The following is a 25,527-nucleotide window of genomic DNA, read 5'->3' on the forward strand; positions in this document are numbered from 1 at the left end:
GCCGCAACTCCGGGCGGCCGAGGACATGACGAGCAAGGGACTGGTGACGACGGTCTCCTCCCGGGCCGGCACCGCGGCGGTCGTCGGCTGGGTCGGCTCGTTCCGTGACCGCGTGGCGGGTGCGCACCGCCTCCTCGACTCCTTCGCCCGACGAGGAGTCCAACCACGTCTGCCGAGTGGCGATTACGCGGCTGTCCTCGTGTACCGCGACCGCGTTCTGCTGATGCGGGACGAGTTGGCGCGTATCCCCCTGTTCTTCAGGGAGTCCGATGGCCGGGTGAGCGCGGTGAGCACCTCGGCACGTCGCCTCGGCCTCGGCCACGGCGCGGAGCTGGAGCGACGCTACTTCTGCCGCTACCTGACCGGGAACATGGCGCAACCGCACACGGACCTCACCCCGTTCACCGGGGTGCGCCGGGTCCTGGGTGGGGAAGTGGTGGAACTGTCCCTCACCGGGCAGCTGCGCGGTCGCGTTCCGCGACCCGTCTCCGATCCTCGCGAGCCGTTGCCGCCGGCGGCGGGCGGGGCTCACCCCGGCGCGGCGGCGAAGGACCTGCGCCGCGTGCTCGAGAACGCTGTCGCCCGCCGTTCGGGCACGATGACGGCATGCCACGTCTCCGGCGGCATGGACTCCACCAGCGTCGCGCTGCTCGCCGCGCGGACCCCGGCCGGAGAAGACAGCCGGCCCGGTGATCTCGTCCTGCTCTCCGGGTGCTTCGGCAGCGGAGAGCTGGCGGCGGAGCGCCCCTACCTGGACGCGGCGCTGGCGGAGATCCGCCGTCACGCACCGGCGGCCCGCGCGGTGATCGTGGATGCCGGCGACGTGGCCGACTTCGACGACTTCCGGCACCATGCCGGAGATTCGGACGAGCCGCATGCGCACGCCTTTCGCGCCCCGTTCTGGAGCAGGCTCCATGCCGCTGCGGCGGAGCTGGGCTGTGACACTCTCATGACAGGGTGCGGGGCCGATCCGATCGCGGACGCCAACCCGTTCCACCTGCACCGGCTGGCCCGCACGGGACGGCTCCGGGAGCTGACGCGGCAGGCACGCGCCTGGGCCGAGGGCAGTGAGCGGGGCGTGCGGGACATCGTCCACGCCTACGTCATGCAGCCGACCCTCCCTCTGGCGGCCGAACGGCTCGGCACGCTCGCCCACCGCGGAGCGGTGCTCGGCGGCCTCGGCGCTTTCGGGCGTCCCCCGTGGCTGCGGTCCGCATTCGCGCGGGCGCACGGCTACCGGGAGGCCAGCATCGCGGAGGCCCGGTTCGTCTTCGGACGCGCGCCGGAACGGTCGCTCTACGACGCGGCCAACTACCTTGAGGCTCCCGACCTGCTGTCCTGGCATCGCGCACGGGAGGACGGGTACTTCCTCTCGCACCCCTTCCTCGACCGGGAGGTCGTCACCCTGATGCGCCGCCTTCCCGCCGAGGCGACATTCGATCCGGGACGTCCGAAGGCGGTTCTGCGGGAGGCGATGGCGGATCTGCTTCCGTCCGGCATCCGCGACCGAGCGGTCAAGATCCCCTTCGACGAGCTGTACGCCCGTGGCTTGCGGCTGCACGGCGACGAACTCATCGACCTGTGCCGCTCCGCGAGGCATCCGCTCGTCGAGGAGATGTTCGACGTCGAGACGCTGTGCCGGGCCGTGCGGGAGGCTCGGCTCGGCATGGGGGACTCGTACTCCTGGGATCGCGTGAACAGCTCACTCGCCCTGGTGATGTGGCTGGAGGGGCTGGTCAGCGCCGGCTCAGGCTCTTGATCTCGCCCAGCGTCTGTTCGACCGGGCCCGTCAAGATATCGAGCAGACCATAGCGGTTCTGCACCTCACGGATCTCCTCTTCGGAGAATTCGCGACCTTCCTCACCCTTTCGCGCGATGACCACCGACACTTCTGCACCGTGGGAACCAAAGCGCCAATAGGTGCTGACGCGTCGTTGGTCCCTCGTATAGCGATCGATCGCGTTGTTCTCTTTCATACTGGCCATTTTGACGATAGTGTCGATCCCTTTCGATTCCTTGACCCAGCGAGGCATATTGACGCCCCGCCAAGAGTACATGGGTTGACCGAAACTTCCCATGACAAGCCGATCTTTGCGTGCCAGACTCAGGGAGGAATAGAACGTCAGCTTCTCGTACGGCGTGCCGATGGGAAGCTTGACAACGATTCTCGTGAGCGACTCGTCGTTTTCCTGGACCCAGTTTCCGGCGGGAATCCACGGCTGCGCCGCCACCAGCTCGCCGGACTGGTAGACCTCCCTGCGGGTAAGTGGGTGCTTCTCCCGGTATTTGGCCCATTCTTCGGCGTCCTTCCGCCACCTCGGCTGGGACAGGTCCGTCGGATTCAGCCGCACCTTCTCTCCCATGGCATGGAACTCGGCACCCAGCACATAGAAGCTCACATCGCTGTGGTTCACGAGCTTGATGTCGACCGGCACGGAGAACGCCTTGCCGTCCTCGTCCTCGCTGAGCACCGGCTTGCCCACGGACAGCTGCACGAGTGGTGCGGCCCCTCGCCGATACGGCTGATAGAGGTACTGGTAGCTGAAATTGGCGACCGCCACAATGGTGGTGACAATCAGTGCCACAGCCACCCGCTTCGGAGTGGGGATCTGGTCCAGTCTCCGCCACACCGAGATGACCGCCCAGAGCGAACCCAGCACGAGCAGGCCGAAAAATACCGGATAGCCGACCTTCTCGCCGTCCTTCCATGTCTGGAACAGGAGCAAGCCGTTCGTCAACAACGCCACGCCGGTACTGATCAGCGCGACCACTCCGAAGTTGGAAATCGGCCCTCGCGCCCAACAGTCCAGAACCGCGACCATACCCACGATCATGGTGAGGGCCACCAGCACGAGGGCCGCTCCGGTGACGCAACTCGGGAAAGTCAGAGCTTCACTGAGGTCCTCGAGGCCCCACCTACCCGCCGGCAACGCCGTCAGGAGCAGGACCAGCACAACCCCGACCATTTCCGCCAGCGAGCATTTGGATTTCGTCAGGCCCCGGCGCACCATCACGTGCGAGCCGCAGGGGGCCCCCGCATCCGGCCCTGGGGAAGTCGTCACATGATCACATCCTGGCGTCACATCGGAGTCCGGGTCCGAGCACCATGCTCCGACGTGATCCACGCGATCACTATCCGCGTTCCTCCGGTCGGCCCACCCGGCCTGCGCGAAGGCTGTATCGACGGGCCCCTCTGACGTTACCGTTCAGTAGAAGTGGTGCTCGGAGACTCCGGAGGTAGCCCGCAATGACGCCCGACCGTGCCGCCGGCCTCGCGGAGACCCGGCGCGCCCTCGCCGACGGTGACGTGACCTCCCGTGCGCTGGTGGAGCAGGCCCTGGCCCGGATCGAGGCCACGCAGCCGACGCTGAACGCCTTCCGGATCGTGCGCGCCGAGGCCGCGCTCGCCGAAGCCGAGGCCGCCGACCGGGAGTTGGCCGCCGGTGTGCGGCGCCCGCTGCTCGGGGTGCCGGTGGCCGTCAAGGACGACATGGACGTGGCGGGCGAGCCGACCGCGTTCGGCTGCCGGGGTGACTTTCCGCCGGTGGCCGCGGACGGGGAGGCGGTACGGCGGCTGCGCGCGGCCGGCGCGGTGATCGTCGGCAAGACCAACACCTGTGAGCTGGGGCAGTGGCCGTTCACGGAGGGCCCCGCATTCGGCGAGACCCGCAACCCCTGGGACACCGGGCACACCCCGGGCGGCTCCTCCGGTGGTTCGGCCGCCGCCGTCGCCGCCGGGCTCGTCCCGGCCGCGCTCGGCTCCGACGGCGCCGGCTCGGTGCGCATCCCCGCCTCCTGGACCCATCTGATCGGCATCAAGCCGCAGCGGGGGCGCATCTCCACCTGGCCGCGCGGCGAGGCGTTCCACGGCATCACGGTCAACGGCACCCTCGCCCGTACGGTCGCCGACGCGGCCCTGCTGCTGGACTCGGCGAGCGGCAACCACGACCGGGACCCGCACCGGCCGCCCGCGCTGACCGTCGCGGACGCGGTGGGCCGCGACCCGGGCCGGCTGCGCATCGCCCTGTCCCTGAAGCCGCCGTTCACCGCCGTACCCGCCCGGCTGCACCCGGAGATCCGCGCCCGGGTCACCGAACTCGCCGAGATGCTGGCGGAGCTGGGGCACGTCGTCGAGGAGGCCGATCCGCCGTACGGGCAGATCGGGCTGACCTTCGTGCCCCGGGCCACCGCCGGGATCGCCGAGCATGTCCGCGAGGCCCCCGACCCGGCGCTGCTCGACCGGCGCACCCGGGACGCGGCCCGGCTCGGCCGGCTGCTCGGCGGGGCCCCGCTCCGGGTGGCCCGGCGCGCCGAGGCGGTGCTGCACCGGCGGATCGGCGCGTTCTTCGAGTCGTACGACGTGATCCTCGCGCCGACGACGGCCGCGCCCCCGCCCCGGATCGGCGCCCTGTACAAGCTCGGCGGGCTGGCCACGGACCGGGCGATGATCGCCGCCTGCCCGTACGCCTGGCCGTGGAACGTGCTCGGCTGGCCCGGGGTGAACGTGCCCGCCGGGTTCGCCGGGCCCGGGCTCCCGGTGGGCGCGCAGCTGCTCGGCCCGGCCAACAGCGAGCCGCTCCTGGTGTCACTGGCCGCGCAGCTGGAGGCGGAGCTGCGCTGGCACGAGCGGTGGCCGCCGGAGCGCCGGACGGAACCGACGAAGGCCGGCTGAGACGCCGGCACCGCTCGGAGGGGTGCCGCCGCCCGATCCCCGCCATCCGCTGTCCGCCGCGGCGGTTCTCTGCCAACATCATGCGAGACGGAGCGAACGGGGCACGGGGTGGCACGGTCGATCGAGGACTCTTGGCGCGTACGTATTCTGACCGCGGACGGCACACCGGCGGGTTCGGGTGTCCTGGTCGAGCGGGAGCGGGTGCTGACATGTGCTCATGTCGTACAGGACGTCCTGGGACCGGGCGCGGAGGAGGATCTCCCGCGAAGACGGCTGGCCGTCGACTATCCGGGATCGTTGTCCGACGGCGTGTCGTACGCCTCCGTGCTGCCCCAGGGCTGGGCCCCGCCCGACGGTGAGCGCGCGGACGTCGCCGTGCTCCGGCTCGACCCGCCGCCGCCCGGGGACTGCGGGCCGGCCCGGCTCCGCCCGTGCGGGCCGGTCCGAGGCCGTGACGTGCGGATCTTCGGCCAGGGAGCGGACGGCACGCCCGGTCTGTGGGTCGCGGCCCGGCTGAGCGGAGCCGGTGGGCTGAGCCCCGACTGGATCCAGCTGGACAGCGCCGGTGCGACGCACGCCCGAGTGCGGGGCGGCTACAGCGGAGCGGGGGTGGTCGACGTGGGAGGCGACGTCATCGGCATCGTCGTCGCCGGGCTGCGCCGGACCGGATCGGACACGGCGTGGATGATCCCGGTCGAGGCCGCCGTACGGTACTGCCCCCTGCTCACCGACGCCGTCAGCCTGTCCGAGGACGGTTCGGCCTCACCGCTGTGGCCCCGCGAGGCCCTGCGGGAACTGGTCACGGCCCTGGTGCGGATCCCCAGCATGCGCGACCCGCAGCGCCGGGACAGCGTGCTGCGCGACACGGGCGACGACATCGCCGACCTGGCCGAGCGGTCACCGGTGCTGCTGGAGGACGTGCGGGGAATCACCGAGTTGTGTCTGCAGTACGCGGACGGCATCGACCGGCTTGCCGCCGCACTGCGCTGGTACGAGCGGGGGTCACTGCCGATGCGGGACTTCGACCGGACGCTGGGCCGGCTGCGCGGCGCGCCGGGATCGAGGCCGTGACCGACGTCGGCGCACCGCGCACCGATCTCTTCTGGGAGCTGGCGGGGTGCCTGGCACGCATCCCCGGCCTCAGCCGTCACCTCCCGCTGCGCCGGGCGGCCGACGCGTTCGCCGAACGCTTCGGCCCGCTGGACGTCGAGCACTCGGGAATCCTCCGGGAGGACCTCTACGCGATCCTGCGCTCGTGCGACGCCTATCCGACGGGCCTCCGCTTCTATCTCGACACCCTGGGCAGCGGTCGCACGGGCACCCTCGCCTGGACGGCCGTGGAGCAGATGTACCTGCGGCTCCACCCGCAGCGGCTGCTCACGCCCGGCGAGTACGACGAGTTGAACGACCTGTTGTCGTGCCGGTCCCCTCGGGTACCGGTCGAACCCATCGCGCTGCGCTTCCTGCCGTTCCTGCCGCCGCGCGGTCTCGGGGACCCGGCGCACAAGGATCCGGTGGTCCTCCTGCTCGACGCGCTGGAGGACGCGCTGCTGATCCCGGACGAGCCGCATCCCCTGCTCTGCTTCGTCGAGGCCGTGGCGGTCCGGCAGTCTCCTTGCCTGGAGCGGAAGTTGCGGGCGTGGGGCGACCGGGTGGCGTCCCGGATCGGCTGCCCACCGCACCTGCTGCGCCGGATCCGGGCACGCGAGGCGGCCCGCGCCGGGCGGCCCTTCGAGCCGGCCCGGCTCCTGGTGGAGATCGTGGCGCGCACCGCCACCCCCGACGAGTACCACGTACGCGGCTGGCTGCTGGCCCCGGGTCAGGGGCCGGACACGTTGCTGGCGGACTGCCGGGTGACGTCCCGGCCCGCGCTGGAGGAGGCGGTGGCGGGGCTGCACCAGGTGGTGGTGGACCGGCTCGGCGAGCTGAGCGCCGGGCTCCAGGTCGAGTTCCTGCTGCCCCGGGTGCTGCTCTGGCTCGACGTGGACCAGTTCATGATCGGGCCGTCCGGCTCGGTGAGCCGCCCCATCGGTGCCGATCACACCGTGCTCGTGCGCAGCCGCGACCGGTTCCGCAACCGGCACTGGTGGCCCGCGCTGCACCGGCGGCTGGCGTGGCTGGAGGCACATCCGGACGGGGCCTTCGACGCGCCCGCCGTACGATGCGTCGAAGCGGGCGTCACCTCGGAGCCCTCCGACGTCCTGCGCCAACTGCGCAACAGCGACACGCCGTTCTGCTTCGTGCTGATGGAACCGCCGCCCTACGACGGCGACCTGGCGGCGGACCCCGTGTACGTCCTGCTCGAAGTCGGCATTCCCGCCATCGTCGCGCTGCGCCGCAGCGGCCATCACGCCGACGCGCTCCCGGCGTTGCGGACGAATCTCGCCGGTTCGCTGGGCACGCTGCCCGACCGGGTACGGCTGCTGCGGGGCGGCGCCGCGGCGGACGGCGGGGCGGGTCTCGTACCGCTGGACCTGCATCGCCACATCACCCTAGTGTGGGACAGCCTGGACGGACTGGAGGGAGCGGATGCCGTGCTCGGGCATCCGCGGACCGGGGGTGGTCGCCGATGAGCGGGGACGAGACGGACCTGTGTGACGCGGCGGCGTTATCCCCGGCCCCGTCCTGGTGGGTCTTCCAGGACAGCGGGGCGCACCGCTCGCCCTCCGACGACACCCTGCCCGAGCTGCCGCCCGCTCCGCCGTGGCGGCGCTTCAGGCCGACGGCCGACTGCGAGCCGCTGGACACCCCCGTGCCGGCCGACTCCTGGGAGGTCGACCGCAAACTGGGGGCGCGCCGGGCCGGGACCCTGGATCACGCGGTCATCGACGTGATCAATGCCGCCGTCCAGCTCCGCCGGCCCCTGCTGGTCACCGGGCAGCCCGGGACCGGCAAGTCCAGCCTCGCCTACCAGATCGCCGCCGAGCTTGGCCTGGGCCGGGTGCTGTGGTGGCCGGTCGTGAGCCGCACGACACTGCGCGACGGGCTGTACGACTACGACGCGATCGGCCGGGTCCAGGACGCGCCGTCGGGCCCGGGAGCGGACGGCGCGCACCGCCCGCTGCCGGATGTCAGCCGCTACCTCACCCTCGGGCCGCTCGGCACGGCCCTGCTGCCGTGGAAGCGACCGCGGGTGCTGCTGATCGACGAACTCGACAAGAGCGACATCGACCTGCCGAACGACCTGCTGCACATCTTCGAGGAAGGCGAGTTCCGGATCAGGGAACTGGAGCGGCTGGGGCAGTCCCGGCGTGCGGTGAGCGTCGGCACCGCCGATCACGGCGCGCCGGCGGTGGTGCGGGACGGCAGGGTGAGGTGCGTCGAGTTCCCGCTGGTGGTGATCACGAGCAACGGCGAGCGGGCGTTCTCGCCCGCCTTCCGCCGCAGGTGCCTGGAGGTCGAGCTGGCCGCGCCGGACGAGCGGCGCCTCGCGGCGATGATCGAATCGCATTTCGGCACCGGTCTGGACGAGCGGACGCTGGAGTTGGTGCGCTCCTTCCTGGAGGAACGCGGCGATGGTTCCCTCGCCGCGGACCAGTTGCTGAACACGGTGCACATGCTGACGAACGGCGCCGCCGACGCCGACGAGGCGTCCTGGGCGCGGCTGCGGTCGTCGCTGTGGCGCGATCTGGCGTCGGACAGCGCACCGTGACCGACGCCCCGAAGGCCTCGCCGCCGACCGCCCGCGAGTGGGCGGAGGCGCTGTGGCTGGTGAACCGCATCGTCGCGGCCGACGCCGACCGGCCGGACGACGCGGACTCCGAGGGCCGGAGGGCGGCCGGCCAGTCGATTGCCGAAGACCCGCGGGCGGAGAGCGACGAGGAGTTCCCCGGCGCGGCACTCACCTCCCAGGACGCGCGTCCGCCCGGGCGTTCTGGGCACACCGGGCGGCCGAGCGGCGCGCCGGAGGCCGTTACCCCCGCCGCCTCGGCGCTCTTCGACATCGAGATGCGCCCCGGTGTGCTGCGCGACCCCCTGCGTCTGGCCCGGACGCTGCGGCCCTTCAATCGCCGGGTCCGCTCGCGGCACCGCCGCACCCTGGACGAGGAGACCACCGCGAGCAGGTCGGCGGAACTGGGCCGGTGGAGTCCGGTCCTCACGGACGTGCCGGACCGGTGGTTCGATGTGGCGCTGATCGTCGAGCAGAGTCCGTCGATGGCCGTGTGGTGGGGGGTCGCGGGTGAACTCGTCGAACTCCTGCGCCGGCAGGGTGCCTTCGCCGATGTGCGGATCTGGCAGCTGGACACGCGCGGCCGGAAGGCCGCTGCGCTCCGGCCGGAGCGGGGCGGCCCGGCACGTGCCCCGGGTGAGCTGTTCCATCCGCAGGGACGGCGGTTGATCCTGTTGATGAGCGACTGCGTGGGCGACGCCTGGGCAAGCGGAACCGTCCCCGGGATGCTGCACCTGTGGGCGCGTCAGGCACCGGTCGCCGTGCTGCAGCCGCTGCCCAGCCGGCTGTGGGACCTGTGCGAGGCGGTGCCCCGCGACGTCCGGGTGCTCACCGCCGCCGCGGGCCGGCCCAACGCGCTGCTCCGGGTGCGCCGCGACAGGCGGTGGGTGCGCGGCGGTCCGTCGGTCGTGCCCGTGCTGGAACTGGAGCCCGCCTGGTTCGCGGGCTGGGCCCGGCTGGTCACCGCCGGCGCCGGCACGCCGGTCGATGTCGCCGCGCTCCTCGTGGACCAGGAAGGGCTGGCCCCGGAGTGTCTTCCCCCGCTTCCTCCGTGGGAGCGGCACGCCCCGGCCTCCGCCGAACAGACGGTGCTGCGCTTTCTGCGGCACGCTTCGCCCCAGGCACGGCGGCTCGCGGCGCTGCTGGCGATGGTGCCGCTGCGGCCGGAGGTCGTGAAGGCGGTGCAGCACCTGCACGGATGGGAGGCCGGGCCGCTGCCGTTCGCCGAGATCCTGCTCGGCGGACTGCTCGCGACCCGCCCCGGCCAGGAGGGTGCCGAGCCGGTCTACACCTTCTTGGACGGCGTGCGCGAACGGCTGCTGAGGGGGCTCGGCCGCACGGAGGTCCTGCGCATGCTCCAGGAGGTGTCGTCAGTCGCGGCGCGGGTCATCGGGGCTCGGCCGGACCTGCTCGGCACCCTGCTGGCCGCCCCCACCACGGTGGACGCCGACGATCTGGGCGCTGCCGACCAGGAACTGCTCGCGGCGGCGGCACCCGTGCTCGCGGCCCTCGGACCACCCTACGGAAGCGTGCTCGACGGCACGAGCGCCCGTGCGTCCCCGGGTCCGCTCCCGGGTGCGGGGGAACGCGGGGTTGCGCCGTCGGCCGGCGGGCCGGCGCGGGCCGCACGCGCCGGGGCCGCCTCCCCGGTGCCGCTTCCGCCCGTCGTGCGCGAGCCGCCCGCTCCCCCCGGCAGCGTCCCGTCCGCCCTGCCCGGCGTACCGGCCGGGCTGCCGCGCTCCATGCCGCTGCCGCAGCCGTCCGGGTTCACCGGCCGCCAGGCGGAACTGGCCGAGCTGGAGCGGCTGTTCGGCCCCGCGCCAGGCGAGGACGTCTCGCCGTGCGCCGCGCTGTACGGCACGGGCGGGGTCGGCAAGACCCGGCTCGCCGTCGAATACGCAGTACGTCACCGCACCGTGTACCAACGGATCTGGTGGGTCGACGCGCAGCAGCCGACGGTGATCCGTCAGCAGCTCTCCTTCCTCGCGGCAGAGTTCGGGGACGCCGCCGAAGGCCCTGGTGATCCGGTGGACCGCGTCCTGACGGCGATGGCCGCGGGACAGCCCTTCGGGCGGTGGCTGCTGGTCATGGACAACGCCGGCCCGGCCGACGACATCCTGCCGTACGTCCCGTCGATGTCCGGCGTGCCGGAGGGTGCCGGGCATGTGCTCGTCACCTCGCGCGACTCAAGCTGGGCCGACCACATGGCCGCACTGCCCATCGAGGCGTTCGACAGGGGGACGAGCGTCGGATTCCTCCGTCGGCGCATGCCATGGACCACCCCCGAGGAGACCGAACGGCTCGCCGAGGCCCTGGGTGACCTCCCGCTGGCCCTGGAGCACGCCGTCGCGGCCCAGGCGGAGTGCGGTATCGGCACGGACGTCTACCTGGACCTCCTCGAACATCAGCGCGACCAGTTGCGCGCCGAGCCCGTCGCGCCCGAGGTCCGGCCCGTCGCCGCCGTCTGGCGCACCTCGGTGGACCTGTTGCGCGAGCGCAGCCCGCAGGCACTGGAACTCCTGCGCCTGCTGGCCTTCTTCGGGCCGGGCCCGGTCGCGCGGTCGTTCCTGCACTCCGCGCGGGGGCTGCCCCTGCCGGACGCCCTGGCTCCGGTGGCCCGCGACGAGGCGGTCCGTGCCGAGGCGGTCGAGGCCATCAGCCGGTTCTCGCTGCTGGCCGTCAATCCCGCGGCGGACACCCTCCAGGTGCCCCGGCTGCTGGCCCGCGTGCTGCGGGACGAACTGCCGGACGACGAGGGCAGCGGGCTGCGTCATCTGGTCCACCGGATCCTGGCCGCGCACGACCCCGGCGATTCCCAGCGTCCGAACCACTGGCGCAACTACGCGGACATCCTGCCCCACCTCGAACCCACCGGGCTGGCGCACTGCGAGGACGAGACCGTGCGCGCGACGGTGCTGCAGGTCCTCGGCTATGTGATCGCGCACGGCGACTTTCCCGGGGCGGTCCAGCTGGGGCGGGAGATCGTCGACTCGTGGACGCGGGCACTCGGCCCGGACCACCTCCAGACCCTGTGGGCGCGTCGTCAGCAGGCCAGCGCGCACTGGCAGCTCTCCGAGTTCGAGGAGTCCCGGCGGATCAACGAGGACGTGCTGCGCCGGCTGCGCGCCACCGTGGGCGACGATCACAAGTACACCCTGACGATGGCCGGTGCGACCGCCGCCGACCTGCGCGCGGCCGGGCGCTTCGCGGAGGCTCTCGTGCTCGACGAGGACGCCTACCACCGCAGCGTACGGCTGTACGGCACCGCGGACCCGTACGTCCTGACCATCGGCCACAACTATGCGGTGTGTCTGCGCGTCAACGGTCTGTACGCCGAGGCCCTGGAGGTGAACGAGCGGGTCCACGAAGGCCGTCTCTCCGTCCTCGGGCCGACGGCCCGCTCGACCCTCTTCTCCCTCAACAACGTGGCGCGCGACCTGCTCGACTGCGGGCGCTACGGCGAGGCCCTGGATCTGCAGTCCAGCACGCTGGAGCGCTACCGCGAGCAGTACGGGGACCAGCACCCGCACACCCTGCGGGCCCTCAGGAACATGGCGGTGACCTGCCGGAAGGCGGGAGAGCTGGACCGGGGTCTCACCCTGGCGCAGGAGGCGCTGGAGCTGAGCCGGGGCTACCTGGGCCGAGAGCACATCGACACGCTGGCCACGCTGATGAGCCTCGCCAGCGGGCTGCGGCAGACCGGCCGGGCGGAGGCGGCACTCGCGCACAGCGCGGAGGCATTGCGGGGCTACCGAGCCGTCCTGGGCCGCGGGCACCCGCTCACGGGCGTCGCCGGGGTCAACCACGGGGCTGCGCTGCGTGCCGCGAGGCGGTACGACGAGGCTCACGGCGTCGACCGGGAGGCGGTGGCCACGCTGGCCGGGACACTGCCCGGCAGCCATCCGTGGCTGCTCCTGGCCCAGGTCGATCTCGCCACGGACCTGTCCCTCGGCGGCGACCCGGCGGCGGCCCTGGCACTGGGCGAGGAGTGCGCGCGCCGGCTGGCGGCCCGCTACGGCGACCGTCACCCCATGACACTCGCGGCTCTCACCAACGTGGCTCTGGACACCGGCGCGGCCGGCGCCGCCGAGGCGGGCGCCGAGCTGCTGGAGTCGGTGCGACGCCGCTATCTGGGCACGCTCGGCCCCGGGCATCCGGACAGCCGCGGCGCCGCGGCCGGCACCCGCGCGGAATGCGACATCGACCCGGGTTCGATCTAGGTGCCAGGGCCACCAGCCCGACGGCGTCGCTGAAGGAGGCGCTGCTCCACCCCCGGTCGGGCGCCGCGGTCCCCCGGTGCGGGGTCAAGGGTGTTCCCCGGCCGCGAGCGCCAGATCGGCGCGCACCGCCCTCGCCACGTGCCGGATCAGTGCCATGAGGTCCGGGCAGTAGACGGAGGGATGGAGGTAGCCGCTGTCCGCGCGGTAGCGGTGCGGATAGTGGCCGCCTCCGCACACGGCACCGACGGGGCAGGCGCGGCACTGCTCCGCCAGCCCCGCGGTCCCCAGCCGGCGTGCCACCACCCCGGGGTGGTGGAGCAGGGCGTCGAACGTGTGCCGGTACACGTCGAATCCGCTGCGGTCGGCTCCTTCGTGCGCCGACTTCAGCTGGTCGGAGAGGGTGAGCGCGCCGTCGGTGTCGACCACCGCGAGTTGCGAGGGGGCGGCGCCGATGGTCTCGGTGCGGGTGACGCCGCCGAGCAGCAGGTCCAGGATCGACTCGAAGAACGCGATCCGGACCGGTGGCCCCGGCGACCGGTACCAGCGGTCGAAGACCGGGATCAGCCAGTCCGCGTACGGCGTGTGCGCCGGGTCGTCGGTGCGGCCCGGGGGGCGGTGGGTCCAGTTGCCGAGCGGCAGGAGGAGGCGGATCGCGGGCGGGTCGTAGCTCAGCAGGTGCTCGTACGTGGTGAGCGGGTCGGAGTCGACGTCGATCACGGCGAGGATGCCGGCCCAGACGCGGCGGTGCTCGGGGCGCGACAGCCGGCGCAGGGCGGCCGCGACGCCCGTGTGGCTGCCGCGGCCGGCGTGGTCCCGTCGGACGCGGTCGTGGACGGCAGCGGGACCGTCCAGGCTGACCGCGAGGCCGATGTCCTCCTCGTGGCACAGGCGCAGCGTCTCGTCGTCGACGAGAACGCCGTTGGTCTGGATGAGTACTTCGGCGTCGGTGGTGTCGGGCAGCCGGGCCCGCAGGGTGCGGGTGAGGTCCCGCAGGAACGGGATGCCGGCGAGCAGTGGTTCGCCTCCGTGCAGGAGGACGCGGACGGAGCCCAGCCCGTGGCGCTCGGCGTGCTCGGCCACCCGACGGCAGACCTGCAGGGCCGTGTCCCGCGACATGGTGCGAGGTTGGGTCCGCCAGAGCTGGTCGCCGGCTTCGTAGACGTAGCAGTAGCGGCAGGCAAGGTTGCAGCGGCTGTGCACCTTCAGGACGAACTCGCGGAAGGGCAGCGCGCGTTGCCGTTCGGCGCGGAGAGCCGGGACGTCGAGGAGGTCGTCGGGCCACCGGGGCCGCCGGGAGCCGGCCGGCCGGCTCATGAGGCGGGGGTGCGGGCCCGGCGCGGTCCCTCGCACAGGTCGCCCCCCGAGTCGTAGGCGGCCACCGGAGCCTCCTCGCCGGCCACATGGCGGAGTACGCGGCGCAGGGCCTCGGACAACGCGGAGTCGGCGCCCTCCAGGATCCGTTCCAGGGGCAGCCCCGTGAGATCCGGCATGTCTGCCGTCGACTCGCCGCCCCTGCTGGGCATCGGCCTCATCCCCTGACGCTTCGGTCCGGCCAGTGATTCCTGGTCGGTTCCGAGGATATCCAGCCGGGCGTGGCCGGTCAGCGTGCGGACGGGTCCGGTGGTCCGGCTCCCGGGGCCGTCCTCGCGGCGGTTGTTCCTGACGCAACGGTGCAGGTCATGCGGGCGAACCCTACGCTGTTCCCATGGACGACGCGTCGATGGTCGGGCGGATGGGGCGGGTGACGGGGACGGTCGGGCCCGGTCTGGTCGGCGAGGTGATCGTGCGGGTGCGCGGCGGCGCGGAGCACTTCCTCGCCCACCCGGCCGACGGCACCGCGCGGCTCGCGACCGGGACGGTGGTGATGGTGGTGGAGTACCTGCCGCCGAGGACGGTGTACGTCACGGCGGCGTACGACAGTTGAGCCCGCTCCGCCCCAGGTGAGAGCGGCGCGCGTCAAGATTGCAACAAGGATTCGTCAGCGTCTTCACCCGGGCCGCCGGCAGGCGCACACTCCCTTCGTTCGGTGCCGAACGGGCACCATGCAAAGGGGGCGTATGCCGATGGTTGTCGGCGTCGTTGCGGGGGCGGTCGTCGTTGCCGTCCTCGTTCTGATCGGCTTGTTCAAGATGATGTGGCGGGTCGCCGAGCCGAACGAGGCGCTCATCATCTCCGGGTCCAAGCACCGCACCGAGGGGCTTGAGGAGGGCATGGGTTTCCGCATCGTCACCGGGCGCGGCACGCTGGTGCTGCCCGGTGTGCAGGCGGTGCGCAAGCTCTCGCTGGACCTGAACGAGACCGAGCTGCAGGTGGACTGCGTGACCCACCAGGGCATTCCGCTGAAGGTGCGGGGCGTGGTCATCTTCAAGGTGGGCGACGACTTCGTGTCGATCGCGAACGCGGCCCGCCGGTTCCTGGACCAGCAGAGGCTGATGGCGGAGCGGGTGCACAACGTCTTCGCCGGTCATCTGCGGTCCATCGTGGGCGGGTTGACGGTCGAGGACATGATCCGCGACCGGGAGAAGCTGACCGGGCAGACCCGGGCGGCCTGCGGTACGGAGATGGAGAAGCTCGGTCTGATCGTGGACTCGCTGCAGATCCACGAGATCGAGGACCCGACCGGGTACATCCAGAACCTGGCGATGCCGCACGCCGCGGCCGTGCAGCGGGACGCGCGGATCGCGCAGGCGGAGGCGAACCGGCTCGCCACCGAGGCCGAGCAGCAGTCGCTCGCGCGGATGGCGGAGGCCACCCGGGACAGCGAGATCCTCCAGGCCGGCTACCAGGCCGAGCGGGACAAGGCGGCGGCGAAGGCCCAGCAGGCCGGGCCGCTCGCCGCGGCCGGCGCCCGGCAGGAGGTCGTCGTACAGGAGACGCGGGTCGCCGAGCTGGAGGCGCACCGGCGGGAGCAGCAGCTCCAGGCGGATGTCCGCAAGCCGGCGGACGCCCGGGCGTACGAGACGCGGACGCTGGCCGAGGCCGAGCGCGACGCACGGATCTCGGCGGCCGAGGCCCGGGCGAAGGAGACCGAGCTGGCGGCGGCGGCCGAGGCGACCCGGGTGAAGACCGCCGCGGGCGCCGAGGCCGAGGCGACCAAGACCCGCGGTGCGGCGACCGCCGCCGCCACCCGGGCCACCGGAGAGGCCGAGGCGGCCGCCGCGCAGGCGAGGGGCCTGGCGGAGGCCGAGGCGACCCGGGCGCAGGGTCTGGCGGAGGCGGAGGCCATCAAGGCCCGGGCCGCGGCCCTCGCGGAGAACCAGGAGGCGGTCGTCGCCCAGCAGCTCGCGGAGAAGTGGCCGGAGATCGTGCAGGCCGGCGCGTCCGCGTTCGGGAACGTCGACAACATGGTGCTCCTCAACGGTGCCGACGGCATGGGCGAGTTGTTCGCCAAGGCGCTCACCATGGGCGGCACGGGCCTGGGCCTCGCCCGCAAGCTGCTCGCCACGACGGGAGACAACGGGCAGGCACTGAACGGCACTTCACCCTCCCCGAACGGGGTGGCGGCTCCGCCGCCGCAGAAGGTGACGGTGGATCAGGAGAGCTGACAGCGACCGGTTCCGTGCGGCCGGGGTCCCTCACCAGGGACCCCGGCCGTGCGTCCGCACGAGCCGGTCGACCGTGCCCCGCTCCAGCGCCGGGTTCGCGGCGGCGGCGTGGGCGAGTTCCGGGTCGGCGAGGAGTTCCGCCAGCCGGGGCGCGGGGAGGTTCGGGTGGCGGGCCAGGGCCGCCCGGACCTCGGGGTCGGGGTCCCTGGTGAGCCGCTCGACGACGGCCGGCCCGGTCTCCGGGTCCCGTGCGGTCAGGGCGCGGACCCGGGGGTCGGCGTGCGCGGCGAGGCGGGCGAGCCCGGTGCGCGGGAAGTCGGGCCGGGTGGGCAGGCGGTCGCGTTCGTCGCCGGTGTACTCCAGGAAGCAGCGCAGGAGGAGTGCCGCCGGGGCGTCCGGGTGGTTGTGGGCGAGCAGGACGCGGACGCCGAGGTCGTCGTCCTCCGCCAGGCGGGCCACCAGGTCGGCCGGAAGCGTGTGCTCCCGCGCGGCTCGCCGGCGCAGCATCGGGTGCCCGGAGAGCGCGTCCCGGCGGACGTCGGCGGGGTCGCGGGGCTCCTGGGGCGCCGGGCGGAAGCCGAACCGGCCGTCCGGCGGCACCCGGTAGTCGATGCGGGCGCGTTCCTCCTCGCTGAACGCGGGGTGGACGGAGACGGCCAGCCGTACCTGCGGGTCGGGGTCCGTCGCGAGGGTACGGCGCTCGTCGGGACCGAGGTCCGGGTGGCGGGCCACCGCCCGGCGCACGTGCGGTTCGGGGTCGGCGACGAGGGCTCGGCGCTCGGCCGGCCGCAGGTCGGCGCGGCCCGCGATCCGCTCGCGTGTCCTGGGGTCCGGGTCGGCGGCGAGGAGGACCACCGCGTCGGGCGGGAGTGTGGGGTTGAGGGCGATCGTCGCCCTCTCGTCCGGGTGGGCCGGTGCGGTGAGGACGCCCTCCACGACGGCTTCGCTGAGGGCCCGGTTGAGCAGGATGTCGGTGCGGCCGTGGCAGGGCCGCGGGGGCAGCTGGGTCTCCACCCACGCCGGGTCCTCCCACCGCGCCAGCTCCTGGGCCCGCTCGCGCACGCTCGTGTCCGGGTCCGCCAGCAGCGCGGCCCTCCGCTCGGCGGGGAGCGAGCCCCAGGAGCCGACGCCCCAGCGGCGTACCGCGGCGACCGGGTGCGTGGGCATCGACCGGATCAGCTGCCAGGACATCTGCTGCCAGAAGCCGGTCGAGCCGAGCGGCTCCTCACCGTCGTACGTGGTGATCATGCGGACGACGGTGTCGTCGGGCAGTGGCCTGGGCCGGTGCGGGAGGGGCACGCGGGGGCCTTCGGTGAGGTGGCACCGGACGATCCAGTCGGGATCGTCGACCAGCCGGGCCCGCTGGGCGGGGTCGACATGGGGGTTGACGGCGAGGAAGCCGCGGGTGCGCGCGTCGGGATGCGCGACCACGGCGTCCACCACGGCGGCCGGCAGATCGCGGTCCCGGCACAGCACCATGCGTACGGCGAGCGGGGCCTCGGCGAGCAGCCGCAGCAGGATGTCCTGAGTCACGGCCGGGTTGAGCGCGAGTCCGGCCAGCCGGCGTGTCGGCAGGTCGGCTTCCTCCCAGATCTGTGCGGGTGTCGGCATGTCCCGTGATCCCCCCGTGTGCGAACCGCCCTCGCGGCCCCCCGGGGGCCGACCTTAAGGGATCACACCGTGAGCAGGCGGGTTCCCAGGGCGATCAGGGTGCCGGCCTTGAGGATCTCCAGCGCCACGTACCACAGATGGCCGCGCGAGCGGGGCAGGTCCTCGCCCGCGAGGACGCGGTCCGACCTGCGGTTGAGGGCGGGGCGGACGACAATCAGCTGGGTGAGGAGGAGCACCGCCACCGCGGCGGTCGGCGCGGCGATCCCGGCCGGGGCGTCCCCCAGGGCGACCGCGGTGACCACGGCGACGGCCAGGACGGCCTCGACGGTGTTCAGCGCGCGGAACACCAGCCGCCCGATGCCCAGGCCGAGGGGGATCGTCACGCCCGGGGCGCGGAACTTCAGCGGGGCCTCCAGGAAGGAGATCGCCAGCACCATCCCGAGCCAGACGAAGGTGACCGCCGTGGCGGTGGCGGCGGAGGTGGCGTTCATCGACGCGGCCCTTTCTCCGCCGGGGCGGCGGATTCGTATCCGCTGACGGATCCAGGCGGTTCAGCCGGCCGCTGCGCCGGCCAGGTGGGCGACGCAGGAGTCGGGTGTGGCGAACGGTTCCAGTTCCGTGGCCGTCAGCGGCGCGCCCAGCTTCGCCAACGCGCCCTGGATCAGGCCCAGGTGGAGGGAGCACACCAAGGTGCCCTGCTCCTCGGCGAGTTCGAGGAAGGGGCAGTGCCGCAGCCGGATCCGCTCCGGCGGCCGGCCGGGCTCGCCGGCGCCTTCCGGCCTCGGTTCGAAGCCCAGGCCGTCGAGCAGGGCGAGCAGCCCGGCCACCGACCGCTCGGGCGTCGCCGGCTCGTACGGCGGGAGCGGGTCCACCAGGAAGCGCCCCCAGGCACGGCCCGTCTCCCGGGCCTCCGCCCGCGCCTCGGCCGGGTCGGCGGCGGCCCACCGGCTGAGCAGCATGCGGGCGAGCAGCCGGTAGTCGCGCAGGCCGCCGCGGTCCATGCCGGGACGGACGCTGTAGACGGTGCGGGGCCGGCCGGGTCCCGAGGGTGCCTCGGCCCGGCGCTCCACCAGGCCGTCGGCGACCAGGGCGTCCAGATGGAAGCGCACGGTGTTGGGATGGAGTCCCATCCGCTCGGCAGCCTCGGCGACCCCGAGCGGCGAGGGCGCGGCACGCAGCGCGTCCAGCACCTCCCGGCGGCGCGGACTCTCCCGCGTGGTCACGTCCGGCACACCTGACCCCCTCCCGAACGGTCCCATTTTCACGAATCCTACATGTACTAATTGTAAACTGGGTGGGCACTGTGGGGCTTGCAACGCATGAGCCGAGGGGGAACACCAGATGACGTCGCCGTCCGCGACCGACACCGGACCGGCCGACCGCGCGGCGGGAGGCCCGCGCGTCCTGTGCGACACGCGCGCGCTCGCCGAGGCACCGCGGGTGCCGGGCGGGGTGCTGTGGAAGCTGGCCGAGAGCGGACGCCAACTCGACGCGAACGTCGTGCGGGTGGCCCCGGGCGGGCGGATCCCGGCCCACACCGAGGCCCAGTTGGACGTGCTGGTGCCCGTCGTCGCCGGGGACGGCACGCTCGGCGAGGGCTCCTCGGGCGCGGTGGAGCCGCTCGCGGAGGGCTCCCTGGTCTGGCTGCCGCACGGCGCGCCCCGCAGCATCACCGCCGGTGCGGCGGGCCTGACGTACCTGACCGTGCACGGCCGGCGCCCCGGCATGCGGATCGGCGCGCACCCGGACACCGCGCCCGGCCGGCACCCCGGCGGGACGCCGGAGTAACGCACCCGTACGGGACGCGGGTTGCGCGGACCACTAGGGTGTGCCCCCGTGATCACGTCCACCGAAGAGAACGTCCCCGGCCGACAGGGCCCCCACGCCACCACCGAGGCCGACCCGCGCGAGGTCGGCCGGGTGCGCACCGAGTACTCCCCTGCCCACGACGGCGACCCGGACCCCGGGGAGATCGTGTGGACCTGGGTGCCGTTCGAGGAGAACGACGGCCGGGGCAAGGACCGCCCGGTGCTGGTCGTGGCCCGGGAGGCGGCCGGCACCTTCCTCGCCGTGCAGCTCTCCAGCAAGCGGCACGCCGGCGACCGGGACTGGGTGGCGATCGGCAGCGGACCGTGGGACCGGTCGGGCCGGGACTCCTGGGTGGACGTGGACCGTGTGCTGCGCCTGCACGAGCAGGGCATGCGCCGGGAGGCGTGCGCGCTGGACCGCATGCGGTTCAACCTGGTCCGGCAGCGGCTGCACGAACGCTACGGCTGGACCTGACCGGCCCCCGCCGCCGCGGACTCGGGGAACGCCCGTACGAACGCCTGCCGCACCACGGCTCCCGGTGTCCGGTCCAGCACCCCGAACACCACGTGCTCGAACGATCCCGCGAACCTGCCGCCGGGTCCCAGCAACGCCCGGAAGGCGCCCGCGACCTGCGCCGGGTCGTTCTGGAAGACACCGCAGCCCCAGGCGCCGAGCACCAGTCGCCGGTAGCCGTGGGCCGCGGCCGTCTCCAGCACCCGCTCGGCCCGTACCGCCAGGGCGCCGGGCAGGCCGGCGGCCCGCTCCGGTGCCGTACGCCGGACCACGCCCGCGTTCGGGGCGGCGGCCGTCAGGAAGCCCGCGAGGTACGGCTCGGCGAGCAGCCGGCCCCGGTCGTCGCGGAAGACGGGGACGGCCGGGGAATGGATGACCCGGTCGGTGTAGAACGGGTCGCGTTCGGCGCGGTGGTGGTCGTAGAAGGCGCGGGCCGCCAGCAGGCAGGTGTGCAGCGCGGAGGCGCGGCACAGGGCCTCCTCCTGGGCCTGCGCGCCGTTCAGGTATCCGCCGCCCGGGTTCCGGGCCGAGGCGAAGTTCAGGACGGCGACGGGGGCGTTCGCCAGCCGGCGGGCCGCCTCCAGGCTGCTCTCGCCGGTGACCTCGAAGACCGTGTCCGCCTCCGGCACCGGCTCCACCGGCACCGGCGCGGGACCGAACATCCGGGTGCCCGCCCGGGCGGCCTCGGTCGCTGCCGCGATCGACACCTCCCGGCCGTCCGGCGTCCGGTACCGGCCCGCGGCCACGATCCGTTCCGTCTCCGCGGCAACACCGCGCAGGCGCGCGCTCACGGCGCCACCCCCGTGGGCGCCATGACCGCGCCCCGCGCGGTCTCCCCCGTCGTGCTCATGGACGCATCCTGGGTGATGCTGGTGATGCGGTGCAACGGAGTTTCCCGCGCCCGGAACGGTCCGGAAACGCACAACGAAACGGAAGTGACGGATCCGGAACGTCCGGATGGGGACCCTTGTGCGAATCGGCCCGAGGGTCTTGGGTGGGACGAGTGCCTCCGGCCCTCACACCGGGGCGGTGGCACGGTGGAACTTCAGGAGGATCCCGAAATGTCCGATACGCAGAGCGACGGTGGCGACTGTACGGAGCACCGCACAGCCGTCACCGAAGCCGAGGTGGAGGCCCTGGTCCGGGGCATCTGCTTCAAGACCGGACCGCCCCGCACGCTCGGTGTCGAGCTGGAGTGGCTCGTCCACTCGCTGGAGATGCCGCAGCTCCCGGTCACACCCGAACGACTCGAAGCGGCCTACGCCACGTTGCGGGCCGTACCCCTGGCCTCGGCGCTCACCGTCGAGCCCGGCGGCCAGCTGGAGCTGAGTTCACCGCCCGCCGCCTCCCTGATGGAGTGCGTCGACACCGTCTCCGCCGACCTGGACACCGTCCGGGACGTGCTGGCCGAGGACGGTCTCGGACTCGCCGGCATCGGCCACGACCCCTGGCACGCGCCCCGCAGATTCCTGCACGAGCCGCGCTACGACGCCATGGAGACCTGCCTGGACCGCAACGGTCCGGCCGGCCGCCACATGATGTGCGCCTCGGCCTCCGTCCAGGTCTGTGTGGACGCCGGCCACGAGGAGCCCGGCCCGCTGGGGCACGTCCGGCGCTGGTGGCTGGCGCACCAGCTGGGCGCGGTCCTGGTGGCCGCGTTCGCCAACTCGCCGCTGCTGGGCCGGCGGCCCACGGGCTGGCAGTCCACCCGCCAGCTGATGTGGATGGAGATCGGTGCCGGCCGGGCCGGCGCTCCCCCGCTGGACGACGCACCGCGGGCCGCCTGGGCCCGGCACGTGCTGGACGCGCCGGTGATGTGCGTCCGCCGGGACAGCGGCCCCTGGGAGGTGCCCGAGGGGCTCACCTTCCGGGAGTGGACCCGCTCCGGTTCACCCCGGCCGCCCACCCGGGCGGACCTCGACTACCACCTGACCACGCTGTTCCCGCCGATCCGGCCGCGCGGCCATCTGGAACTGCGCATGATCGACGCGCAGCCCGGCGAGAACGGATGGCTCGTGCCGCTCGCGGTGACGGCGGCGCTGTTCGACGACCCGGAGGCCGCCGAGACCGCCTACCGGACCGTGAAGCCGCTCGCCGAGCGGTCCCTGAACCTGCCCGCCCCGCACAACCCGCTGTGGGTGGACGCGGCCCGGCACGGGCTCGCCGACCCGGAGCTGCGCGAGGCGGCCGACAGCTGCTTCGCGGCGGCCCTGCGGGCGCTGCCCCGGCGCGGCGCCACCGCCCGGGTCATCGACGCCGTGGCGGCGTACCGGGACCGCTATGTCGCCCGGGGCCGCTGCCCGGCCGACGATCTGCTGGACGCGCTGCCCGCCATGGATCCGCCCCAGCCCGGCCCGGCCGGGGGCACCCCCACCGCCCACGGGAGGAAGGACATCCGCACATGACCGCCCCCGAGACCGACATCGAGACCGCGACGGACACCGAGGCGCTGCGGAAGCGCGCGCTGGCCTCCCTCACCACCGCCCGTGACCGCACCACGCTGCTGACCTCCTGCGTCGACGAGCCCGACCTCACCGCACAGCACTCCCCGCTGATGTCCCCGCTGGTCTGGGACCTCGCCCACATCGGCAACCAGGAGGAGCTGTGGCTGCTGCGGGCGGTCGGCGGCCGGGAGGCGATGCGGCCCGAGATAGACAGCCTGTACGACGCCTTCGAGCACCCGCGGGCCGAGCGCCCCTCGCTGCCGCTGCTGCCGCCCGCCGAGGCCCGCCGGTACGCGGCCGAGGTGCGCGGCCGGGCGCTGGACCTGCTGGAGACGGCGGACTTCCACGGCACCCGGCTGACCGAGGCCGGCTTCGCCTTCGGAATGATCGCCCAGCACGAACAGCAGCACGACGAGACCATGCTGATCACCCATCAGCTGCGCAAGGGGCCCAGGGTCCTGACGGCACCGGACCCGGAGCCGGCCCCGCCGTTCACCGGCCCGGCCGAAGTCCTGGTCCCCGGCGGCCCGTTCACGATGGGCACCTCCGACGAGCCCTGGGCGCTGGACAACGAACGCCCGGCGCACCCGCGGGAGGTGGCGCCGTTCTGGATCGACACGACCCCGGTGACGAACGCGGCGTACCAGGCGTTCATCGAGGACGGGGGCTACGACACCGAACGCTGGTGGACGCCGGAGGGCTGGGCGCACATCCGGCAGCACGGCATCACCGCCCCGCTGTTCTGGCGGCGGGACGGCGGCCAGTGGCTCAGGCGCCGGTTCGGGATCACGGAGCCGGTCGCGCCGGACGAGCCGGTGCTGCACGTGTGCTGGTACGAGGCGGACGCCTACGCCCGCTGGGCCGGGCGGCGGCTGCCCACCGAGACGGAGTGGGAGAAGGCGGCCCGCTTCGACCCGGCCACCGGCCGCTCGCGGCGCTACCCGTGGGGTGACGCCGACCCGGCGCCCGAGCACGCCAACCTGGGCCAGCGGCACCTCGGGCCCGCCCCCGCCGGCAGCTACCCGGCCGGTGAGTCGCCGCTCGGCGTACGCCAGTTGATCGGTGACGTGTGGGAGTGGACGGCGAGCGACTTCCTGCCGTACCCGGGCTTCCGGGCGTTCCCGTACAAGGAGTACTCGGAGGTGTTCTTCGGGCCCGAGCACAAGGTGCTGCGCGGCGGTTCGTTCGCCGTGGACCCGGTGGCCTGCCGGGGCACGTTCCGCAACTGGGACTACCCGGTCCGCCGGCAGATCTTCTCCGGGTTCCGCACCGCCCGCCCGGAGGCGGTCTGATGTGTCGTCATCTCGCCTACCTGGGGCCCGAGGTGCCGCTCGGCCGCGTGCTCATGGAACCCCCGCACAGTCTGTTCCGCCAGTCGTGGGCGCCGCGCCGGCAGCGGTACGGGACGGTCAACGCCGACGGCTTCGGGGTGGGCTGGTACGCGCCCGGGGATCCCGTCCCGGCCCGCTACCGGCGGGCCGGGCCGATCTGGGCCGACCTGTCCTTCGCCGACCTGTCCCGGGTGGTGCGCTCGGGTGCCGTACTCGCGGCCGTCCGGGACGCGACCTTCGCGGGCGCGGACGCCGAGGCCGCGGCGGCGCCGTTCGCGGCCGGGCGGTGGCTGTTCAGCCACAACGGCGCGGTCGCGGGCTGGCCGGACGCGGCGGCCCCCCTGGTGTCCGCGCTGCCCCCGGTCGAGCTGCTGTCGCTCCAGGCCCGTAACGACTCGGCGTTCATCTGGGCACTGGTCCTGCACCGCCTGCGGTCCGGCGACGAACCGGACCAGGCCCTGGGCGAAACCGTCCGCCGGTTCGCCGGGGCGGCCCCCGCCTCCCGCCTCAACCTGCTGCTGACCGACGGGGACACGATCGCCGCCACCGCCTGGGGTGACTCGCTCTGGTACCGCGCGGAGCCCGGCCACGGAACGGTCGTCGCCTCCGAGCCGTACGACGACGACCCGCTCTGGCAGGAGGTCCCCGACCGCACCGTGCTCACCGCGAGCCGCGCCGGCGTGCTGCTCGCCCCGCTGGAGGATCCGGCGGCCGTACCCCCGAAGGAGCCCTGCCGTTGAGCCCCCTGCACGTCACCCGTACCCTCCCCGAGGACGCGACGGACGCCGCGCTGCGCGCCGACGTCCTGACCGGCCTCACCGTCACGCCCAAGCGGCTGCCGCCCAAGTGGTTCTACGACGCCCGCGGCAGCGAGCTGTTCGAGCAGATCACCGAACTGCCCGAGTACTACCCCACGCGCGCCGAGCGGGAGATCCTCGCCGCCCGGTCCGGTGAGATCGCCGCCGCCAGCGGCGCCCGCACCCTGGTCGAACTGGGCTCGGGCTCCTCGGAGAAGACCCGCTATCTGATCGAGGCGCTCACCTCGCTCGCCGCCTATGTCCCGGTGGACGTCAGCGAGAGCGCCCTCACCCAGGCCGGCGAGGCCCTGATCGCGGAACGCCCCGGCCTCGAAGTCCACGCGCTGATCGCCGACTTCACCGCTCCGCTGGCCCTGCCCGAGACGCCCGGCCCCCGGCTGGTGGCGTTCCTCGGCGGCACGATCGGCAATCTGCTGCCCGCCGAACGGGCGGAGTTCCTGGCCTCCGTGCGCTCGCTGCTCGCCCCGGGCGACGGGCTCCTGCTCGGCACGGACCTGGTCAAGGACGAGCGGGTGCTGGTCCGGGCGTACGACGACGCGGCCGGGGTGACGGCCGCGTTCAACAAGAACGTGCTGGCTGTCGTCGACCGCGAGCTGGGCGCCGACTTCGACCCGGACACGTTCGACCATGTGGCCCTGTGGGACGCCGAGCGGGAGTGGATCGAGATGCGGCTGCGCTCCCGTACCGCACAGACCGTGAAGGTGCCCGCGCTGGACCTCGCCGTGGACTTCGCCGCCGGTGAGGAGCTGCGCACCGAGGTGTCGGCCAAGTTCCGGAAGGAGGGCGTGACCGCCGAACTGGCCGTGGCAGGGCTTGAGCTGACCCACTGGTGGACGGACGGGCAGGGCCGCTTCGCGCTGTCGCTGAGCGTGGCGCGATGAGCCGGGTCCGACG

General features: G+C 73.5%; 21 protein-coding genes. 14 read left to right on the forward strand and 7 right to left on the reverse strand.

Annotated features, from left to right (window positions below; genetic code table 11):
- The first annotated feature begins 25 nt into the window (after window positions 1–25).
- Window positions 26–1,759: an asparagine synthase-related protein gene (locus ABZ937_RS06930; protein WP_361686623.1), complete on the forward strand. Its 1,734-nt coding sequence runs from the start codon at window positions 26–28 to the stop codon at window positions 1,757–1,759.
- Here the strand turns inward: ABZ937_RS06930 and ABZ937_RS06935 are convergent.
- On the reverse strand, window positions 1,737–3,125 hold the full coding sequence (locus ABZ937_RS06935) for a hypothetical protein (protein WP_361686626.1): 1,389 nt from the start codon (window positions 3,123–3,125) through the stop codon (window positions 1,737–1,739). The genes ABZ937_RS06930 and ABZ937_RS06935 overlap by 23 nt on opposite strands.
- A gap of 122 nt (window positions 3,126–3,247) precedes the next feature.
- On the opposite strand from ABZ937_RS06935, the gene ABZ937_RS06940 reads away from it, so the two are divergent.
- The 5 genes from ABZ937_RS06940 (at window position 3,248) to fxsT (ending at window position 12,562) form a co-directional block, all read left to right on the forward strand.
- The gene (locus ABZ937_RS06940) at window positions 3,248–4,672 is read left to right on the forward strand and encodes an amidase (protein ID WP_361686629.1); all 1,425 of its coding nucleotides are present in this window, start codon (window positions 3,248–3,250) and stop codon (window positions 4,670–4,672) included.
- 108 nt (window positions 4,673–4,780) lie between these two features.
- On the forward strand, window positions 4,781–5,743 hold the full coding sequence (locus ABZ937_RS06945; RefSeq protein WP_361686632.1) for a trypsin-like peptidase domain-containing protein: 963 nt from the start codon (window positions 4,781–4,783) through the stop codon (window positions 5,741–5,743).
- On the forward strand, window positions 5,740–7,245 hold the full coding sequence (locus ABZ937_RS06950; RefSeq protein WP_361686635.1) for a hypothetical protein: 1,506 nt from the start codon (window positions 5,740–5,742) through the stop codon (window positions 7,243–7,245). Before ABZ937_RS06945 ends, ABZ937_RS06950 begins: the two co-directional genes overlap by 4 nt.
- Window positions 7,242–8,324, forward strand: a complete 1,083-nt coding sequence (locus ABZ937_RS06955; protein ID WP_361686638.1) for a MoxR family ATPase — start codon at window positions 7,242–7,244, stop codon at window positions 8,322–8,324. Before ABZ937_RS06950 ends, ABZ937_RS06955 begins: the two co-directional genes overlap by 4 nt.
- A complete protein-coding gene (gene fxsT, locus ABZ937_RS06960) occupies window positions 8,321–12,562 on the forward strand; it encodes an FxSxx-COOH system tetratricopeptide repeat protein (protein ID WP_361686641.1) in 4,242 nt (1,413 codons plus the stop codon). Before ABZ937_RS06955 ends, fxsT begins: the two co-directional genes overlap by 4 nt.
- An 84-nt stretch (window positions 12,563–12,646) precedes the next feature.
- Here fxsT and ABZ937_RS06965 read toward each other — a convergent pair whose 3' ends face one another.
- Entirely contained in the window at window positions 12,647–13,876 is a 1,230-nt protein-coding gene (locus ABZ937_RS06965; RefSeq protein WP_361686644.1) for an FxsB family cyclophane-forming radical SAM/SPASM peptide maturase, read from the reverse strand.
- The gene (gene fxsA / locus ABZ937_RS06970; RefSeq protein WP_361686647.1) at window positions 13,873–14,085 is read right to left on the reverse strand and encodes an FxSxx-COOH cyclophane-containing RiPP peptide; all 213 of its coding nucleotides are present in this window, start codon (window positions 14,083–14,085) and stop codon (window positions 13,873–13,875) included. Before fxsA ends, ABZ937_RS06965 begins: the two co-directional genes overlap by 4 nt.
- 182 nt (window positions 14,086–14,267) lie before the next feature.
- Here fxsA and ABZ937_RS06975 point away from each other — a divergent pair, with 182 nt between their 5' ends.
- Both ABZ937_RS06975 and ABZ937_RS06980 read left to right on the forward strand, forming a co-directional pair.
- Window positions 14,268–14,486 (forward strand): hypothetical protein, encoded by a 219-nt coding sequence (locus ABZ937_RS06975; protein ID WP_361686650.1) that lies wholly within the window; start codon window positions 14,268–14,270, stop codon window positions 14,484–14,486.
- Window positions 14,487–14,619: 133 nt separating this feature from the next.
- A complete protein-coding gene (locus ABZ937_RS06980) occupies window positions 14,620–16,107 on the forward strand; it encodes an SPFH domain-containing protein (protein ID WP_361686653.1) in 1,488 nt (495 codons plus the stop codon).
- A gap of 30 nt (window positions 16,108–16,137) precedes the next feature.
- Here the strand turns inward: ABZ937_RS06980 and ABZ937_RS06985 are convergent, their stop codons facing one another.
- The 3 genes from ABZ937_RS06985 to ABZ937_RS06995 all read right to left on the reverse strand — a co-directional run bounded on the left by ABZ937_RS06985 (window position 16,138) and on the right by ABZ937_RS06995 (window position 18,941).
- Window positions 16,138–17,718, reverse strand: coding sequence for a hypothetical protein (locus ABZ937_RS06985; protein WP_361686656.1), 1,581 nt, complete (start codon window positions 17,716–17,718; stop codon window positions 16,138–16,140).
- A 62-nt stretch (window positions 17,719–17,780) separates the two neighbouring features.
- Window positions 17,781–18,209 carry a hypothetical protein gene (locus ABZ937_RS06990; protein WP_361686659.1) on the reverse strand — a complete coding sequence of 143 codons (429 nt, stop codon included), beginning with the start codon at window positions 18,207–18,209 and terminating at the stop codon, window positions 17,781–17,783.
- Window positions 18,210–18,269: 60 nt separating this feature from the next.
- Entirely contained in the window at window positions 18,270–18,941 is a 672-nt protein-coding gene (locus ABZ937_RS06995; RefSeq protein ID WP_361686662.1) for a helix-turn-helix domain-containing protein, read from the reverse strand.
- A gap of 118 nt (window positions 18,942–19,059) precedes the next feature.
- On the opposite strand from ABZ937_RS06995, the gene ABZ937_RS07000 reads away from it, so the two are divergent.
- Together ABZ937_RS07000 and ABZ937_RS07005 are read left to right on the forward strand one after the other, a co-directional pair.
- A complete protein-coding gene (locus tag ABZ937_RS07000; protein WP_361686665.1) occupies window positions 19,060–19,506 on the forward strand; it encodes a hypothetical protein in 447 nt (148 codons plus the stop codon).
- A gap of 48 nt (window positions 19,507–19,554) precedes the next feature.
- Window positions 19,555–20,001, forward strand: a complete 447-nt coding sequence (locus tag ABZ937_RS07005) for a type II toxin-antitoxin system PemK/MazF family toxin (protein ID WP_361686668.1) — start codon at window positions 19,555–19,557, stop codon at window positions 19,999–20,001.
- On the opposite strand, the gene ABZ937_RS07010 is transcribed toward ABZ937_RS07005, so the two are convergent.
- Entirely contained in the window at window positions 19,986–20,831 is an 846-nt protein-coding gene (locus tag ABZ937_RS07010; protein WP_361686671.1) for a TIGR02452 family protein, read from the reverse strand. The two genes, ABZ937_RS07005 and ABZ937_RS07010, sit on opposite strands and share 16 nt — an antisense overlap.
- Window positions 20,832–21,101: 270 nt before the next feature.
- On the opposite strand from ABZ937_RS07010, the gene egtA reads away from it, so the two are divergent.
- The 4 genes from egtA to egtD are packed head-to-tail and all read left to right on the forward strand — an operon-like array spanning window position 21,102 to window position 25,514.
- Complete coding sequence (gene egtA, locus ABZ937_RS07015) at window positions 21,102–22,445, forward strand: ergothioneine biosynthesis glutamate--cysteine ligase EgtA (protein ID WP_361686674.1); 1,344 nt, start codon at window positions 21,102–21,104, stop codon at window positions 22,443–22,445.
- Complete coding sequence (gene egtB, locus ABZ937_RS07020) at window positions 22,442–23,776, forward strand: ergothioneine biosynthesis protein EgtB (RefSeq protein WP_361686677.1); 1,335 nt, start codon at window positions 22,442–22,444, stop codon at window positions 23,774–23,776. The genes egtA and egtB overlap by 4 nt, the downstream gene beginning before the upstream one ends.
- Window positions 23,776–24,555, forward strand: a complete 780-nt coding sequence (gene egtC / locus ABZ937_RS07025) for an ergothioneine biosynthesis protein EgtC (protein ID WP_361686680.1) — start codon at window positions 23,776–23,778, stop codon at window positions 24,553–24,555. Before egtB ends, egtC begins: the two co-directional genes overlap by 1 nt.
- Window positions 24,552–25,514 (forward strand): L-histidine N(alpha)-methyltransferase, encoded by a 963-nt coding sequence (gene egtD, locus ABZ937_RS07030; protein ID WP_361686683.1) that lies wholly within the window; start codon window positions 24,552–24,554, stop codon window positions 25,512–25,514. The genes egtC and egtD overlap by 4 nt, the downstream gene beginning before the upstream one ends.
- Window positions 25,515–25,527: the final 13 nt, after the last annotated feature.

The sequence above is a fragment of the Streptomyces sp. NPDC046727 genome (assembly GCF_040645635.1).
In the GTDB taxonomy this organism is placed as follows: Bacteria; Actinomycetota; Actinomycetes; order Streptomycetales; family Streptomycetaceae; genus Streptomyces.

What these genes read in the sequence shown, in the direction of transcription:
- ABZ937_RS06930 (WP_361686623.1), top strand. Translation starts at nt 26, where the DNA reads ATGACGAGCAAGGGACTGGTGACGACGGTCTCCTCCCGGGCCGGCACC.
- egtA (WP_361686674.1), top strand. Translation starts at nt 21,102, where the DNA reads ATGTCCGATACGCAGAGCGACGGTGGCGACTGTACGGAGCACCGCACA.
- fxsA (WP_361686647.1), bottom strand. Translation starts at nt 14,085, where the DNA reads ATGCCCAGCAGGGGCGGCGAGTCGACGGCAGACATGCCGGATCTCACG.
- ABZ937_RS06940 (WP_361686629.1), top strand. Translation starts at nt 3,248, where the DNA reads ATGACGCCCGACCGTGCCGCCGGCCTCGCGGAGACCCGGCGCGCCCTC.
- ABZ937_RS06955 (WP_361686638.1), top strand. Translation starts at nt 7,242, where the DNA reads ATGAGCGGGGACGAGACGGACCTGTGTGACGCGGCGGCGTTATCCCCG.
- ABZ937_RS06980 (WP_361686653.1), top strand. Translation starts at nt 14,620, where the DNA reads ATGCCGATGGTTGTCGGCGTCGTTGCGGGGGCGGTCGTCGTTGCCGTC.
- ABZ937_RS06965 (WP_361686644.1), bottom strand. Translation starts at nt 13,876, where the DNA reads ATGAGCCGGCCGGCCGGCTCCCGGCGGCCCCGGTGGCCCGACGACCTC.
- ABZ937_RS06985 (WP_361686656.1), bottom strand. Translation starts at nt 17,718, where the DNA reads ATGCCGACACCCGCACAGATCTGGGAGGAAGCCGACCTGCCGACACGC.
- ABZ937_RS06990 (WP_361686659.1), bottom strand. Translation starts at nt 18,209, where the DNA reads ATGAACGCCACCTCCGCCGCCACCGCCACGGCGGTCACCTTCGTCTGG.
- ABZ937_RS06975 (WP_361686650.1), top strand. Translation starts at nt 14,268, where the DNA reads ATGGACGACGCGTCGATGGTCGGGCGGATGGGGCGGGTGACGGGGACG.
- ABZ937_RS07000 (WP_361686665.1), top strand. Translation starts at nt 19,060, where the DNA reads ATGACGTCGCCGTCCGCGACCGACACCGGACCGGCCGACCGCGCGGCG.
- egtB (WP_361686677.1), top strand. Translation starts at nt 22,442, where the DNA reads ATGACCGCCCCCGAGACCGACATCGAGACCGCGACGGACACCGAGGCG.
- egtC (WP_361686680.1), top strand. Translation starts at nt 23,776, where the DNA reads ATGTGTCGTCATCTCGCCTACCTGGGGCCCGAGGTGCCGCTCGGCCGC.